A 14802-nucleotide genomic window follows, 5' to 3' on the forward strand; every position below is an offset into this window, starting at 1 on the left:
AAACTGACCACCCGCGTCACTGCTTAAGTGCTCGCTTCCGTGTGGAACGAGCGCTCGCGTGTTCGTGGAAAACCTGCTCGGCTACGCGTGGAATCCGCGCTCGGGTGTCGTGGAATACGCACCAAGATCGACCATGCCGAGCTTCCGTTGTCCTGCCGTGCGGGAAATAAGGTCGCGGGCGTCGCGGCGGCCAAGCACGTTTCGCCAGCAAAATCGCCAGAAAATGGAGATTGCTGATTCGAAAGGCAACGGGCTCAGGTCCGCCCCCGCCCATCGGTGGTGGTAATCGTCTCGAGCCGAGGAAGCGAAACTTATCGGTGCCATGACGTTTGACCGCGTGTTCGATGAACGTGTCGGACTGGCTCGCGGGTCATCACGTTGGCCCATGTTGCCAACGCTCGCGCGGCGCAGGGCGCCGATGCCAGCGCCCTATTCTCGTATGCCGCTCCATTGTTCGACGTGGTTGATATGCGTGCCGATGCGTGAGTTCGACCGGGCAGCGCTACACGGTTATGCCGTACCCTGTCGGCATGAACACGCCTGCTTCCATACTTCCATTCAGGCCTGACGCTTCGTGCCGCACGGCATCAGGTCGCGTAGATTGAGGGTGGGTCTGCACTTCCCGTACCGACGGCTCATGGCTACAAGGACGGATGTCAAACAGGTTGCATCGCGGGGCAAGTCCAGCAACTGTCAAGTTATCGACAGACTAGGTTCGACATTGAACTCTTTCCGATTCCGGCCCTGCCACGCTCTCGCATATAGCAACTCATCAATTAGATTGCCAGCGTTCCGCGTAATCGAGCGGCAGCTTGCCAACACGAATAGATGACTTGATCAGTCAAACCCCGTTTAGGCTGCGGACCGGCAACTCGGCGCTGATCCGAACCCTCATGCAACGTAGCCACCGTGCATGAACTGAACCGCAGTGATGACATCATCTGGGCGGTCAAGTGCGTCCATCGGAGCCATCGGCTCGTCTTCATGGCCACGCGTCCCGGCGATCCATCCGTTCGGGAAATGAAACCAGGCTGCGATCGTCCACGAGTCATATCGAGGGTCAAACACAGCAAGAAGGTCTCGAATGATCGGCAATGGCTGGCACATGGTATCGAACTGGTAGCCCGCGAAGTATTCCTTGTCGTCGAAGATCACGCTGAATATCCGGCGACTTTTCTGCCAGTCACTAGCCGGTTGCTTCCTGTCAACAGGAGGCGCACTCTGACGCGCATTAATCTGCTCGGCCGTGAGCCATTCACCTGCAGCCATAATCTCTCGGTGTGTCGCTTCCTCGCGACGTCGACCGTCGTCAATGATTTGGCTTAGACTCTTCATGATTGCCTCGATCCGCGAAACTGCCCAAATATTGGCAAAAACGCCATCTCGCCGGATTTGGCCGGCCACAAACCGGCTGTTGAAGATGAAGAAAATTCCCGGCTCCAATCGACAAGACGTCGTGAAAGTTGTCACGGCGCCCGGCGTCACGGGCAACCTCGCCACGTCGATCCCGACCTAGCGCGCGAAGATCGCCCAACTTTGCAGCGAAGACTGGTCGGTAAGACAAATCATAGACCCCGACCGGTTACACCAGCAACGGCTCGCGCCCGATCTCCAGATGGCCAGAGGGAACTACGCGTGGCTGCCCACGCCACCGCCTCCCCCTATAGCTTGGTCCCCGAGGTCGAGGTCGGCGTGCTGATCGTCGATCGCCGGATACCGGACCAGTGCGCCATTCGCCTGTCTACCCGCTACTTTCGCCCCTGCCCGTGGCGCCGGGAGATCAGCCCGCGCGCACGTGTGTGCGGAAGACGATTCGCCCTCGGACAGTACGAACGCCCCGACGATTTGACGCATTCTCAATGCGCGTGACTATGCCGGTCGCAATCGCTATTAGGTAGCTGTCGCCCGGTACCCTCGTTCAAGGGTGACCGTACGCTGGCGGGATGACTACGCTACGCAATCCGCCGTCTTTACGGTGGCTGATTTCCTGCCGGGCTCGAATTTCAGGGGAAATCGAAAAATTTGACAAACAGGGAGCCGTCCGCGAACTGCAGGCAGGGCCGAGTTGAGGGCGGCCAGCCTCCGTCGAAAAGCTCACCCAGTGCCATTGTGAATGCTTGATCGGATATCCACGCACGACTGACAGCCACAGATTCCATTTCTCGGGGCTGAACGAGGTTGGCAATTTTCTATCATATGCCACTGGATTATGAAAAATATCGCTTTTACCCGCAAATCGATATAAACCGCCTTCTACTCAACTCCGTGCGGCAAACGCCTGATCGAACTGCCGGGCTCGCTGCACTTCGTCGCTATGCAGATAGGTCGACGTCGTCGAGATCGACGCATGGCGCAGGTTGTCGCGCACCATGACCAACTCGGCGCCTCGCGCCAGTGCATGCGACGCGTGCGTATGCCGCATCCAGTGCGGGCTCGCCCGGCGCAGCTTCTCGGCCGTCCCGGGCCGCTCGTCCTGAATCGCATCGGCCACCAGCACGAAGAATCGCCTCAGCACGCGCCAGAGCCGCGTGCTTTCGATGTGCACGCCTTCCTCGTCGAGGCTTGCGACGAGCGGGGTCGCCGGGTTCCAGCGTGCGGGCGTGACCGGCAGGCCTCGCTGCACGAGATTCTGGTCGAGTGCCGTCCGGGCAAGCGGTGGCAGCGCCACCTTGCCGTGCTTGCCGCCCTTGCCAAGCACGTGCAGCCAGTGATCGCCGTGTTCGTCCCGACGAATGTCGGCGAGCGTCGCGCCGACCAGTTCGCTCGCGCGCAGGCCCGTCGCATAGCCGAAGTCCAGCAGAAACCGCACGCGTTGGGCGGCTGGCACACTCCAGCCGTACGACCATTCGAGGCCGTCGGCAACGGTGCGGATCAGCAGCCACTCGCCTTCGGAGAAACCACGGGACACGTCCAGTCCCGCGTGTGGCGCGTGGCTCTTGAGCTTCACGCCGGCGAACGGATTCGCAAGTACGTAGCGCTGCTCGACCAGCCAGCGAAACAGCGCCGACAGGACGTTCAGTGCGTACGCCGCCGATCGGGCAGACAGCGCGCCGGTGAACGGCCGCCATTCGACACTGTGCCGCGGCCGCGATGGCCCGACCCAACGCTCCCGTGGCGTTGGCCGCCGCAGAAATCCCCGGTACGCGATAGCGTCATCGGTCGTGAGCGACGACAGCGCGCGGCCGCGTTCGGCAATCGCCCACAGGACCAGGCGTTCCGCCTCTTTTCTGTACGCGCGCTGCGTGGCAAACGACTCGTGCAGCGACAGCCAGGACTGGATCGCCTCGTAGTCGTTGGACGCGTTCAGCAGGCAGGCGGTTCGCGGCGCGCGGAACTGGCCGCGCGAACCGTCGACCTCATGCGGCACGCGCAGCTGTTCCCACGGCACGATGCTGCCGGACGGTGCTGAGACGATCAATGCCCGCGCGCGTTCGGTCAGCGCAGGATACGCGGCGAAGAACGCCTCGATGCGGCGCGCGCTAGCAACACCGAGTCCGGCGATCGCGGACCACCAACGACGCCGCCGCGGAATCCGCACGGTCAGGTCCGCGAGTGTCCGAATACCGTGCGCGTCGAGCGCCTCGACGATGCGGGGTGGCAGCCACAGGTCGACCGCGTCGGTGATCAGGGGCACCGGTGCGGGCAGGTTGCGGAGCGTCTCGATCGCGCGGGCCACGCTGTCCCCCGCCGCGTTCGATGGGCGATCGACGAATGCGGCCGCCAGGTCTGCGCGATGCCGGTCCTGCGCGTACGCGATGAGCCGCCGGCGAATCCCACCGAGGATACCGCGCGACGATGCCCCGACAGCCCGGCGGTCGCCGAGATAACGGGAAACGGCTGACCGCGCGTCCAGGCCGGCGTACCAGCCGCGCAGTGCCGCGAGCTCGGCTTCGTCCGGGAAGTCGGGTTTTGTCTCGTTGACGGGAAGAGTCTCACGCGTTTTCATGATCGCCAGTTTAGAGACATTTTGATCATGGACCGATAATAAAGTTTATCTGTCCATATCGATATATGTCCTGTCAATTGCCTTTCGCTCATGTGCTTATTCATCCGGCGCGCGACCAGCCTCTCTCCGGCAAGAGCCGGCGCCACCCGTGCTGGCCTGCATGGCCTACAAACTTGGGACTCTGGCGCGCGCCTCGCCGGTCGTCGCCATCTATAACCCACAACCTTGGAGGGCAAAGCCGCCAAGCACCCCTCGTGACGATCATTTGCGCCAGTTTCGGGCTCTCGACGGACTATGGACTGCGTTTGCGGGCGCAAGCTGTAATCCGTTCCGGAGTACCCTGCGCGGCCCACGCTCAGCAATTGCGGCGCCAACAATTTAGGCACGGTCATGCCCGGCCGCGCACCCTCCTCCAGAAAAACCATGCAATTCGAAGCCTCCCGAGAACCCCACGCGCGAACCGTCAACGCGCCGGTTGCCTACATGACCGACTGCCAGTTCGGCTTGCCAATCGGGGACGCGGAGAGTTAGAGCACCGACCAGGTACGCCATGTTGAAGTCCCGCTAGAAGCGCGAATGCGGCTGGAAGGCGTATTCGGCCGTCAGCGAAGGAGTCGCAGCGGTCAGGTTGAATGCGCCGAACCGACAGTCGGTCATGCCTTGGGAGGCATGAACAGGCTGCTCACGGACGTTGAGGCTTACGCACGCGTGAACGCATTCGGCAAAGCCAACACCGTACCGGTCCACATGCGCCCCTCAGACGGAGCCTCCGCCTTCGATTGGATTTCGGCCCAGCTGGCCAGGAAAGGAATGACGGAGGAAGTCGAATTCGCGCGGCGAGACGGTGATGTCTGCTGTGACGGTCCGCTCGATGTGCTGCGTTGCCTTGAGGGAGCGGCAGTCGGGCGAATCATCGAGAGGACCTTGACGCTCGTCGCTCGCGTGTATCGCGACGCGGTCATGACAGAGCACCTTGCTCACTGCGCAGTGAGCACGCCGGGTCCATCGGATATCCGCGAGACGCTCGCCACGCGCAAGAAGGCGATCTTCCAGCGCGCGTCGGCTTACGGGTTGGCCTATGACGGGCGTGAGCTGCTCCGCTATTTCGCACGCATGCCTCTCCGCCTGCTTGTGCTGCTCGATGAATCCGCGGCGACCAGTTCCAAGCATTGACGCTCAAAAAAACGAGCGACTAGTTCAGAAAATTCGAGGCCGAGCCAGACTACACGTCCAAAGCCCACTCGGGAACGCCGGCTTGACGTACCTCGTCCCGGTTTGAGAGGAAAAGCTGCTGCGCACGGGGGTTGCCCGAGGCGTCAGCCGTGTAATCGACGTGCCAGTGACGCAGGAAGTAACCCACGAGGCAAGCTCGAAGTTGCACGGTCTTTGCGCCGCCGCGCATGTCATAGTCCGTGCAGATCGTCTCGGGGTGGGCTGCTTTGGGATGCGGTGTCAGTCTCAGCGATATCTCGTTGTTCCATTCCCGATCTTCGGACAAGGTTACGGCTGATTCGCCGTCCGCCTTAACGCGCTCAAATCGCGTCAGCGCAAAATCACGGAACTCCTTTCGTTCATGTTCAAAACACCGTATGTGCCAGCGTAGTCCGTCATTTACGAGGGCCAACGGTGAAAGCCTTCGGGATCGTGCGCCCGTCGACAGCGACGAATACTCGGCGACCACCCACTGCCGTTGGTCGATTGCACGGGTGAGGGCCGCCGCGAGCTCAAGTGGGACCTGGCGTTTGATGCTTGAGTTCACCCAGCCCGGAATTCGCTTCGTCCTTGACGGATCGTAGTCAACGGCGCCGTCTCCGGCCAGCGCGTGCAATGCCTGCTCGACATTGTGCTCGAAGTACGGTTGCCCCCCATCAAACACATAGCACTTCCGACGCAAGTCATATCTCAGCATGGAGGGAGCCAGTTCACCATAAAGCGACAGATCCTTAGTCGCAGCAGGCTCACTGATTCCAAACCTGGAAGTCAGATCTTTTCGGCTTACCTGTCCTGAAAAGAGGGCAAGAAACTCTATGTAATACAGCCGCTCGCGCTGTATGTCCCTTGGCAGGTTCATGTTGTCTACTCCTATTTCCCCTCCATTGTAGGTGAGAATCAATATTACGATGTCATATATTTTATGACAGTCGTAAAAAGTATTTGCATTTTGAGGGCGCGTCGGTAGAATGTCCCTATCGATCGCATGGGCGATCGGTCGGCGCCGGAAAAGTTGACGCTGGATGAACTTTTTAGGGAACAACGACTATGAGTGAACACGACCAACATGGTCCCCGCGGCGAGAATGACCACGAACGCTCGCGTGAGCACGGCCAGCAACATGACCACAAGCTTCACGACAAAGGCGAGCATGGCCATCAGCCTCCGCCCCCCTCCCCGCCGGGCGGGCCCGGCGGCCGCCCGAACCCCGGCTCCGGTGCACCGAAGCCTCCCGGTCATCGTCCGGTGGGCTAATCATGAGTACGTGGTGGGAGCGCTATCCCGACGAACTTAGTAAGGAGAAGGCGGCGCTGGAGGCTCTTGGCTACGCCTGGTCCATAGACCAGGCCGCCATGGATGCGGGCCAGATGGTGGTGCGTGTCGACGTTCCGCACGAAGGTGGCGTTCTGGCACTTACAGCCGTCTACCCCGATACTTACCCTTACTTTGTACCCATGGTGACGACTGATTCGGTCCAGTTTCAGCGCCATCAGCATCCGTTGGGCCGAAATCTTTGTTTGCTGGCACGCGAGGGAGAAGACTGGCGCCCCGGGCACGATTCGCTTGCAACGCTAATAAGAGAGCAACTGCCTGCAATACTGGGGGTCAACAGTGGCTGCATGGAGCCGGATGCAGTCGCACAAGCGGAAGACCATGCGGGCGAACCGCTTTCCTCGTTCTTGCCATATGTACCGGAATGCTCGGTTATCGTTCCAGACGAAACGCCGCCTGTAGAAGTGCCTGCGGGACGGCTTAGCCTGTTGCTACGACCTACACCAGCAGGGTGGCCGGGACAATGCTTCGTCAACGGGATCGTCGAATCAATCGCCGACCTGCAGGGAAAGTCCCTTGTCCGCTTCAACCGGCGCATCCCTTCATTCGATCGTAGTACGAACGGATTCTGGCTACGGCTTAACGAAAGGCCGGCCGTAACCACGTTCGAGAGCTCTGCGATAGATCTCTATAAGCTTGTCGATGGGAGGCTTGCACCGCTAACGAAGGCCATTCAAAACGCGAAGCGGGGTGAAGTCTTCATTGTTGGGTTGCTCTACCCCGACGAGGTGTCGTGGCGAAACAATGCTGACGACTGGGTATTCCTCGCGATACAAGTTGTCCGTGAGACGAAGCGCTCCAGGCCAGCAGAAATTCTCCCGCAAATCGTGCGCGCCAATTGGGGCGGCGAGAAAGCCTGGCTTCGCAGGGCGCCGTTCTTGGCACCGCTGAGGACGAAGACGGCTTTGGTGGTCGGCTTGGGCAGCCTCGGTTCTACAGTGGTTATGCAGTTGGCGCGCGCGGGTATCCGTGGCCTTTGTCTGCTCGATGACGACAATCTGCACGTGGGTAATACGGTGAGATGGGCGTTGGGCTGGCAGTATGCTGGCTTTCAAAAAGGAACCGCGCTCGCGTCGGATATTGCCGCCAACTATCCGTACACGATCGTCCAGTCGTTCAGCCACCTGCGAATCGGTGCGTTGCCCAATCCGCCTGCAGACCAACCGTCACAGTACGAGATTCTTGAGCGCCTGATCATCGAGTCCGATATCGTCATCGATGCTGCTGCGAGCTACCGCGTCAGTCACTTTCTCGCTGATCTTGCACGAGAGCATGGCAAGCCGTATCTGTGGTTGACGACAACCCACGGAGCTGCTGGTGGGGTTGTTGGACGTGTACAGCCGTCGAAGAATAGAGGTTGCTGGCACTGCTTTCAACGCGGTCTTGCAGATGGTTCGATCCATTTGCCGGCAGATGCCGGCACTGACGAGGTCCAACCTGGTGGATGCTCGCAGCCGACATTTATCGGCGCGGGGATCGACAGTGACGTTATTGCCAATCAGGCAGCGCGTCTCGCGGCGGCGACGCTTTGTTCAGGCGAGGATGCGGGTTATCCGGACTTTGCATGGGATGTCGCAGTTGCCGATCTCCAGCGTGATGGCCTTTCAATTGCCCCCGAATGGACAACTCATGTTTTGGCCGCAAGACAAGATTGTCCGGATTGCAGCGGGCAGGCATGACGAGAATGTGGATCGATTCGATTGCGTTCGACGAGATGCTTGGTGAGGCTCGGCGAGCATATCCGCTCGAAACCGGCGGAGTGCTCGCGGGATACATCGCTGGTAATGGTGACCCCGTCGTCCAGCACCTTATTGGACCAGGTCCGAACGCTCAGCACATACGCCAGCGATTCCACCCTGACCATGACTGGCAGTGTCGCAAACTCGACGAAATCTTCGAGATGTCGTCCGGGCAGACTGTGTACCTCGGTGACTGGCACACACATCCGGACGGTAGCCCGCATATGAGCTGGCTGGACAAGCGTACGCTGAGAGGAATCGCCCGGCACCGGGACTCAGCAGTTGCACGTCCAATAATGATGATCGGCGCCGGCGGGGTCGAACGCTGGACGTGGCAAGTTCATCGATATTCCGGCGATCGAATGGTTGGGCTTTCCATCAGTATTGACGTGCTCGAGCTGCGGCCCTTCGGCCATGAGGACGTTTGACGAGCGGCAGGCGGCCTCGCGAAGGTGCCAGGAACGCTCGACCGCCCGCGCGAAGACGATGCCGCGCACAATCTCGGCGTCTGCAACCGGGCTCTCAAACATAACGGAAATGACGTTAACGACGAGCGGCTGGAAATATTCAGGAGAAGGGAGGCCGAGATCGAAGCGCAGTACGGGCGACCGCGATCACTGAGAATTGCGAAGCTTGCACATGCTGCGGTTCTGACGCTGCTCTGCGAGCCTTCGTACAGGCACATATCCTGAAATGAGGCACACGTGACGCTCGGCGCAGTTGTTCGCCATATACCCTTTAGGGCACGTCACTGACATCCGAAGATACTCATTCACCGAGCTCGTCCAAAATCGGGCAATCCGGGCGCTGATTTCCCGCACAATGTTCGGCCAAGTGCATCAACGTATCGCGCATCGTACACAGTTCTGCGATTCGCAGATCGAGTTCATCAATATGCTGCAATGCGATAGCTTTGACCGCTGAACTGGCCCGGTCGCGGTCTAGCCACAATGCGAGGAGTTGCCGAATTTGCTCGACCGAAAAACCGAGATGCCGTGCGTGGCGGATGAACCGCAAGATGTAGACATCCTCCTGCGCGTAGATGCGATATCCGCTTTCCGTGCGTCCCGGGGAGCGCATCAGCTCAATACTCTCGTAGTAGCGGATCATCTTGGCCGAGACGCCCGAAGCTTTGGCTGCCTCTCCGATATTCATGCTCGTACTCCGACAACTTCCGATGACCGTGCACGATGAGTCGGTATCCGCCGGACCGGCCGCCAACGTTTGAGCAGCAACGCATTGCTGACCACGCTGACACTACTTGCCGCCATCGCTGCGCCAGCGATCACAGGATTGAGGAACCCGAGCGCCGAGAGGGCAATGCCGACAACGTTGTACGCGAACGCCCAGAACAAATTCTGCCGAATCTTGCTCCACGTTTGTCTTGAGAGGTCGATCGCATCCGCCACCAGGGCCAAGTCACCCCGCATCAGCGTGATGCCGGCCGCATGCATTGCCACGTCAGTGCCCGTGGACATCGCGATACCCACATCGGCCGCGGCCAAAGCTGGGGCATCGTTGACGCCGTCGCCGACCATTGCGACTACCGCGCCACTGTTCTTGAGCGCCGCGATTGTCTCTGCCTTATTTTCGGGCAGCACCTTCGCTACCACGTGGTCGATTCCGAGCTCCTTTGCCACCGCCTGAGCGCTCCCGACGTTGTCACCCGTGACCATCACGGTACGGATGCCAAGGGCATGCAATTGCTGTATCGCTTCACGCGCACCAGGCTTGACCCGGTCCCCGAAGGCCAATAGCCCGAGCAACCTCTTTTTACCGCTCACATCGGCAAGCCAGGACACCGTGCGCCCGTCGCGCTCCAACTGATTCGCTTGCGCCAGCAACGAAGACACGTCGACCCCAGCCTCATCCATCAGTCGCGTGCTGCCCAAGCGCAAGTCGAGCATAGCGCCGTTGCGCTGTACCGTCGCAGCCATCCCCCGTCCGGCGAGCGTCCGCACCGCGTCGGTCGCCAACAGGTGGACATTTCGCCTCTGCGCCTCCTGTGTCACTGCGAGCGCGAGAGGATGCGAACTACCGGCCTGCGCGCTCGCAGCCAGTCGCAGCAGTTCGTCGCTCTCGAGGTCCGATGCGGGTACCTGCGCCACCAGATTCGGTCTGCCTTCGGTAAGCGTACCCGTCTTGTCGAATGCCACCGTAGTGATGCGGTGCGCGATCTCCAACGCCTCCGCGTCCTTGATCAGGATGCCGTGCTGCGCGCCCAAGCCTGTCCCAGCCATAATGGCCGTTGGTGTCGCGAGTCCGAGTGAACATGGACATGCAACAACGAGGACGGTGACGGCGATAATGATTGCATTCTCGACGTCTCCTCGCGCGATCCACCATCCGATGAATGTCAAGAGTGCGACGAGAAGAACCGCAGGGACAAACACGGCCGCAACTTTATCGACGAGTCGCTGGATAGGTGCTTTCGCGGCCTGTGCGTGTTCAACAAGGCGAATGATCCGCGACAACGCCGTCTCCGCGCCAATAGCCGTCGTCGTGATGCGCAACAGTCCGTCGCCATTGATCGAGCCGCCAATCACCGGATCGCCCTCTTCTTTTGCTACTGGCAGACTCTCGCCCGTGAGCATCGATTCGTCGAGCTGGCTTGCACCCGCTGCAATCACACCGTCAACCGGCACGCGCTCGCCCGGTCGAACCGATACAAGGTCACCGACATGTACATCCGATACAGCGACGTCGCGTTCTATGCCGTCGCGCACAATGCGGGCCGTATCCGGTCGCAGTTTTTCCAGCGCGCGGATCGCGTCGGCAGTATGACGCTTAGCCCGTGCTTCGAGCCACTTGCCGAGCAGAATCAACGTGATGACGACAGCGGCCGCGTCGAAGTAGAGATCGGGCATGTGGTCCGACCCGCGCGCAAGCCACAGATAAACGCTAAGCCCATAAGCCGCGCTGGTTCCAAGCGCCACGAGTACATCCATATTGGCAGTGCCAGCCTTGATGGCCTTCCATCCAGCACGATAAAAGCGGGCGCCCAGCCAGAATTGGACAGGGGTGGCAAGCAGCCACTGCAGCCACACGGGCAACATCGAATGAACGCCTAGCGGTGCCGCAATCATCGGCACAAGAAGCGGCGTGGACAAGAGTGCCGCGACGACGACGGGCCATGCGTCCTTCCAAGCGCTCGACCGGGTCAGTGTCGTCGCCTTACCAGCCTCAGGCATGCGCGCTCGATAGCCCGCGCGCTCGACCGCGGCGGTCAACTGCTGCGGCTCAGCTACGCCCATAAGCAACCGCACAGATGCCCGCTCCGTCGCCAGGTTGATGTTCGATGCCAGGACGCCGGGCACATGATCGAGCGCTTTTTCGAGGCGCGAGGCGCACGATGCACAAGTCATGCCCTCGATGACGAGTTCGATCTCGGTTTCATGCACCTGATATCCGGCCTTGGCGACTGCAGCGGCAAGCGCTGCCGGACGCACGTCTGGCACGGCCTCCACGGTAGCCGATTCGGTTGCCAGGCTCACACTCACGTTTCGCACGCCCGGTACGCTGGCCAGCGCGCTTTCCACGCGAGTCACGCACGATGCACACGTCATGCCGTCGATGTCTAGCATCCAATTGTTTGCCGTTTCGAGCGCCGCCGGCTGGACGGTGGAATGATTGCTCACGATGCCATCTCCTTCTGGGTGATGACTTGAAGTCTGAACCTTCCAGTCATGGTAAGGTCAAGCACATTGTTGCTCCGCCCTCACGAGGCCGTGTGTACTGAATGAAGAGGTCCTGTGTAAACCACTGCGGCATCACGCGTCTAACAAGGGGAATGAATAGGAGCAGCCATGATTCGAGCCATATGGAATGGAGCCGTAATCGCCGAAGCGCCGGATAATGCGGTCAAATTGATTGAGGGAAACGTCTATTTCCCGCCTGATGCGCTTCGCGCCCAGTACTTTCGGTCAAGTACCAAGGTGACGACATGCTTTTGGAAGGGTCAGGCCAGCTATTACGACATCGTCGTGGACGGCAGGACAAACCTTGACGCTGCGTGGTACTACGAAAACCCGCGTACATTGGCGAAAAGCATTGCCGGTTACGTTGCGTTCTGGAACGGCGTCGAAGTGCAACAGTAGTCGTATGTGTGCCGAATGCCTGGGCAGACAGGCAATAACGGTGCTTCCGGTTCAGCCATGATCCAAGCAACGGCGATCCTGCGCGTTGACGGTCCAGTCATACGGTATGAATTCAACCCGTAAGTTCTCCGGCATCTTCGTCGGCATATAACGATTGATGTACGCGATCAGCGTCGCGCTGCGCTTTAGGAAGTCATCGGTGTAGAACTTCAGAATCGATGACACCCGGACCGTTCGACTCGCCAAGTCAATCTGCAAGTTCCGTGGCTCGCTGAAAAAATAGCGAGCGGCGTCGTCGAGTTGCCGGTCCAGCTCATTGCCTGAGAACGGCTGCGTCGGCAGGCGCGGGCAACCCACGGACATGCAATTCAGCGCAAAGTGCACACGCTCATCGCCCATCGCGCGAATCACACTGTTTTCGTAGGTATAGAGCGACATTGATTCGCCGCCAATCTTGAAGCGTCGGCCACCGAAGAACCACACACGCATAAGCAGGCCGAGTTCATTTGGCATTCCTGACATAATGACGTTCAACATGGACAGCGCATTATAGGAATTGATGTAGTAGGCCAACCTCTCGTCGCGGCTCGCAAATTCGGCCGGCGTGTTGCGCGGGCTAACGCTTCCGATGTAGCCGACGTAAGTATTCAGATCGCCCGCATCCTCGGAGAGGCCACAGAAATTGACCTGTCCGCGATCGTTCACATATTTGCGAAGTACGTGCGCCCAGTGAGCTGTCGCCTCCACTGCGTTTCGCCGTGGAACTTCTCCCCCCCAGCTCCATGCCGGGAAACAGCAAAGCGCAGCGAGCAGACGTCGTCGGGTAATCGGCATACGAAGTGGTGCGTGGGGATTCTTCATGTCGGCGCGTACGATTTCCGTGCGCTACGCTCATTGGTGCGCCTTTTCCGACGTCCTTTCTGAACGACCCCGACCTGACTGGGCTCAACTGGTTCGACAAATTCCGTCGTCTCGGTCCCGGACGTTGGATTCCAGTACGAAGGCGATCCCGCGCGATAAATCCTGACGGGCTTCAGGATAAACGCGTCGCGTCTTGCGTTGTGAAGACACATCGAAACCGGACCTTCGCTGGTGGCAACCTTGAACGTACACGCGCTAATCCTGTCCTCCTCCAGTTGAGCTGCATCCATAAAATTGTGGATGATAAAGGAGAGTGTACGCACGTGCGCGCCGCCCGCCAGGATATCGTTTCGCATTTTCCAGCCCTTTCTCGCGACCCAGGACAGCACCCGCGTCCACAGTGCAGGGTGACGCACTAACCAGACAAGGAGGCGACGTGCAGTTGCCGTGGGTTGGGTCCGATCGAACGCGAGCGCAGCCGTAGCTGACTGCATTGTGGCCACAAATGCTGGGTCATCGAAACCGTCGTGCAGATTTCCGTTTGCGGCGAGGCACATCCCGTAGCGGCTGCAGGACGGGTGTCCGATCAGCGATGCAGAAAAAGTGATTGGCGTCCCCGCTCCCTTCTCGATCTGCGCAGCCACCGTGTCTGGGGTAATCACAAGGCCGCGTGCGCGTTGCACGCCCCGGCCAATGTCCGCTTGCAACTGGAAGGAAACCGTGCGGATGTCGCTTGCACGGGAACGGAAGAACGAGACGACGGACGGAATCTCGTCGAAATTGCCGTCGTGGACAGTCGTGTTGAACATCACGGACAGGGGCAAACCGGCGACCATGTTCACATAGCGCTCGCGCAAGATGTTCAATGCCGCTTCCGTTGCATAGCCGCGTCGTTGCTGGGTCGTATCGACGTGGAAGGCAACGTCCGCGAGTCCGGACTCGGCCAATTGTTCCAGCAGCTTGCGTGAAACGCGAATTCCATTGGTCATCAGGGTGGCACGCATTCCCAATGATCGGATTCTGCGCACGATAGCAAGCAATTCCTTCCGGTCACGCAAGGTTGGCTCGCCTCCAGTGACTTGAACATCCGTATTCGGACCGTACGATTTGAAGATGGAGTCAATGCGGAGAAACAATTCGTCGAGGGGTATGTCTTTGACCGCCTCGGAGTTTTCCGACAGGTAGCACAAGGTGCAGTCAAGATTGCACCGCTGCGTTATCTCAAGTGCGACACAGCCTATCGGCCACCGTTGCCCCATTTGCTGGTTGGCGTTCGCCAGTCCGAGATCACGAAGTATCGTTCGGGCACGATCGAACGCGTCCAGCGGCGAGAACGGCCAACTCTCAATGCGACGGGAACGGACTTCCTTACTCGACAGATAGCGCATCGTCGTTATGACCTGGAACGGGTGAGCTAGACATGGCACCCGAAGTGTCGCAGACGTGAGCCGTCGTGACCCCGGTTCGTCGTCGACCGCCTGTTGGCGTTTGCATGTTCATCGGACAGCAATCGTGTACCTTCTGAGCTACTCCTGATCGGGCGAAAAAGAGCCCGCTCGAGCAGGGTGCACTCGCAGCGGGCATGAAGTTCATGCCGAAGCAGTACGGCATGGAG

Annotated in this window: 11 protein-coding genes; 4 read left to right on the forward strand and 7 right to left on the reverse strand. The window is 59.7% G+C overall.

All coding sequences use genetic code 11. The annotated features are described in order from the left end of the window. Positions 1-891 precede the first annotated feature (891 nt). Positions 892-1485: a hypothetical protein gene (locus tag L5014_RS03040; protein WP_238462139.1), complete on the reverse strand. Its 594-nt coding sequence runs from the start codon at positions 1483-1485 to the stop codon at positions 892-894. 772 nt (positions 1486-2257) lie between these two features. Continuing rightward, on the reverse strand, positions 2258-3946 hold the full coding sequence (locus L5014_RS03045; RefSeq protein WP_238462140.1) for a phage integrase family protein: 1689 nt from the start codon (positions 3944-3946) through the stop codon (positions 2258-2260). 669 nt (positions 3947-4615) lie between these two features. Here L5014_RS03045 and L5014_RS03050 point away from each other — a divergent pair. Next, positions 4616-5119, forward strand: a complete 504-nt coding sequence (locus tag L5014_RS03050) for a hypothetical protein (protein WP_238462141.1) — start codon at positions 4616-4618, stop codon at positions 5117-5119. 49 nt (positions 5120-5168) lie between these two features. Here the strand turns inward: L5014_RS03050 and L5014_RS03055 are convergent, their stop codons facing one another. Then, positions 5169-6017 carry a BrxR family transcriptional regulator gene (locus L5014_RS03055; RefSeq protein ID WP_155836157.1) on the reverse strand — a complete coding sequence of 283 codons (849 nt, stop codon included), beginning with the start codon at positions 6015-6017 and terminating at the stop codon, positions 5169-5171. Positions 6018-6414: 397 nt separating this feature from the next. On the opposite strand from L5014_RS03055, the gene L5014_RS03060 reads away from it, so the two are divergent. Together L5014_RS03060 and L5014_RS03065 are read left to right on the forward strand one after the other, a co-directional pair. After that, a complete protein-coding gene (locus tag L5014_RS03060; RefSeq protein WP_238462142.1) occupies positions 6415-8169 on the forward strand; it encodes a ThiF family adenylyltransferase in 1755 nt (584 codons plus the stop codon). After that, a complete protein-coding gene (locus tag L5014_RS03065) occupies positions 8166-8657 on the forward strand; it encodes a Mov34/MPN/PAD-1 family protein (RefSeq protein WP_238462143.1) in 492 nt (163 codons plus the stop codon). The genes L5014_RS03060 and L5014_RS03065 overlap by 4 nt, the downstream gene beginning before the upstream one ends. A 340-nt stretch (positions 8658-8997) precedes the next feature. Here L5014_RS03065 and cueR read toward each other — a convergent pair whose 3' ends face one another. Both cueR and L5014_RS03075 read right to left on the reverse strand, forming a co-directional pair. After that, positions 8998-9384: a Cu(I)-responsive transcriptional regulator gene (gene cueR / locus L5014_RS03070; RefSeq protein ID WP_238462144.1), complete on the reverse strand. Its 387-nt coding sequence runs from the start codon at positions 9382-9384 to the stop codon at positions 8998-9000. Next, positions 9381-11813, reverse strand: a complete 2433-nt coding sequence (locus L5014_RS03075; RefSeq protein WP_238462486.1) for a heavy metal translocating P-type ATPase — start codon at positions 11811-11813, stop codon at positions 9381-9383. Before L5014_RS03075 ends, cueR begins: the two co-directional genes overlap by 4 nt. Before the next feature lie 222 nt (positions 11814-12035). Between L5014_RS03075 and L5014_RS03080 the strand changes: the two genes are divergently transcribed. Next, a complete protein-coding gene (locus tag L5014_RS03080; protein WP_183803061.1) occupies positions 12036-12326 on the forward strand; it encodes a DUF427 domain-containing protein in 291 nt (96 codons plus the stop codon). A 51-nt stretch (positions 12327-12377) separates the two neighbouring features. On the opposite strand, the gene L5014_RS03085 is transcribed toward L5014_RS03080, so the two are convergent. Then, positions 12378-13187 (reverse strand): DUF547 domain-containing protein, encoded by an 810-nt coding sequence (locus tag L5014_RS03085; protein ID WP_238462145.1) that lies wholly within the window; start codon positions 13185-13187, stop codon positions 12378-12380. After that, complete coding sequence (locus tag L5014_RS03090) at positions 13184-14575, reverse strand: radical SAM protein (protein ID WP_238462146.1); 1392 nt, start codon at positions 14573-14575, stop codon at positions 13184-13186. Before L5014_RS03090 ends, L5014_RS03085 begins: the two co-directional genes overlap by 4 nt. Between the last annotated feature and the right edge of the window lie 227 nt (positions 14576-14802).

The sequence above is a fragment of the Paraburkholderia tagetis genome (assembly GCF_022213065.1).
Taxonomy (GTDB): Bacteria; Pseudomonadota; Gammaproteobacteria; order Burkholderiales; family Burkholderiaceae; genus Paraburkholderia; species Paraburkholderia tagetis.

Bases quoted from the DNA above. Each gene is read 5' to 3' on its own strand.
- L5014_RS03090 (WP_238462146.1), bottom strand. From the start codon at position 14,575: ATGCGCTATCTGTCGAGTAAGGAAGTCCGTTCCCGTCGCATTGAGAGT.
- L5014_RS03060 (WP_238462142.1), top strand. From the start codon at position 6,415: ATGAGTACGTGGTGGGAGCGCTATCCCGACGAACTTAGTAAGGAGAAG.
- cueR (WP_238462144.1), bottom strand. From the start codon at position 9,384: ATGAATATCGGAGAGGCAGCCAAAGCTTCGGGCGTCTCGGCCAAGATG.
- L5014_RS03050 (WP_238462141.1), top strand. From the start codon at position 4,616: ATGAACAGGCTGCTCACGGACGTTGAGGCTTACGCACGCGTGAACGCA.
- L5014_RS03080 (WP_183803061.1), top strand. From the start codon at position 12,036: ATGATTCGAGCCATATGGAATGGAGCCGTAATCGCCGAAGCGCCGGAT.
- L5014_RS03045 (WP_238462140.1), bottom strand. From the start codon at position 3,946: ATGAAAACGCGTGAGACTCTTCCCGTCAACGAGACAAAACCCGACTTC.
- L5014_RS03085 (WP_238462145.1), bottom strand. From the start codon at position 13,187: ATGAAGAATCCCCACGCACCACTTCGTATGCCGATTACCCGACGACGT.
- L5014_RS03075 (WP_238462486.1), bottom strand. From the start codon at position 11,813: ATGCTAGACATCGACGGCATGACGTGTGCATCGTGCGTGACTCGCGTG.
- L5014_RS03055 (WP_155836157.1), bottom strand. From the start codon at position 6,017: ATGAACCTGCCAAGGGACATACAGCGCGAGCGGCTGTATTACATAGAG.
- L5014_RS03065 (WP_238462143.1), top strand. From the start codon at position 8,166: ATGACGAGAATGTGGATCGATTCGATTGCGTTCGACGAGATGCTTGGT.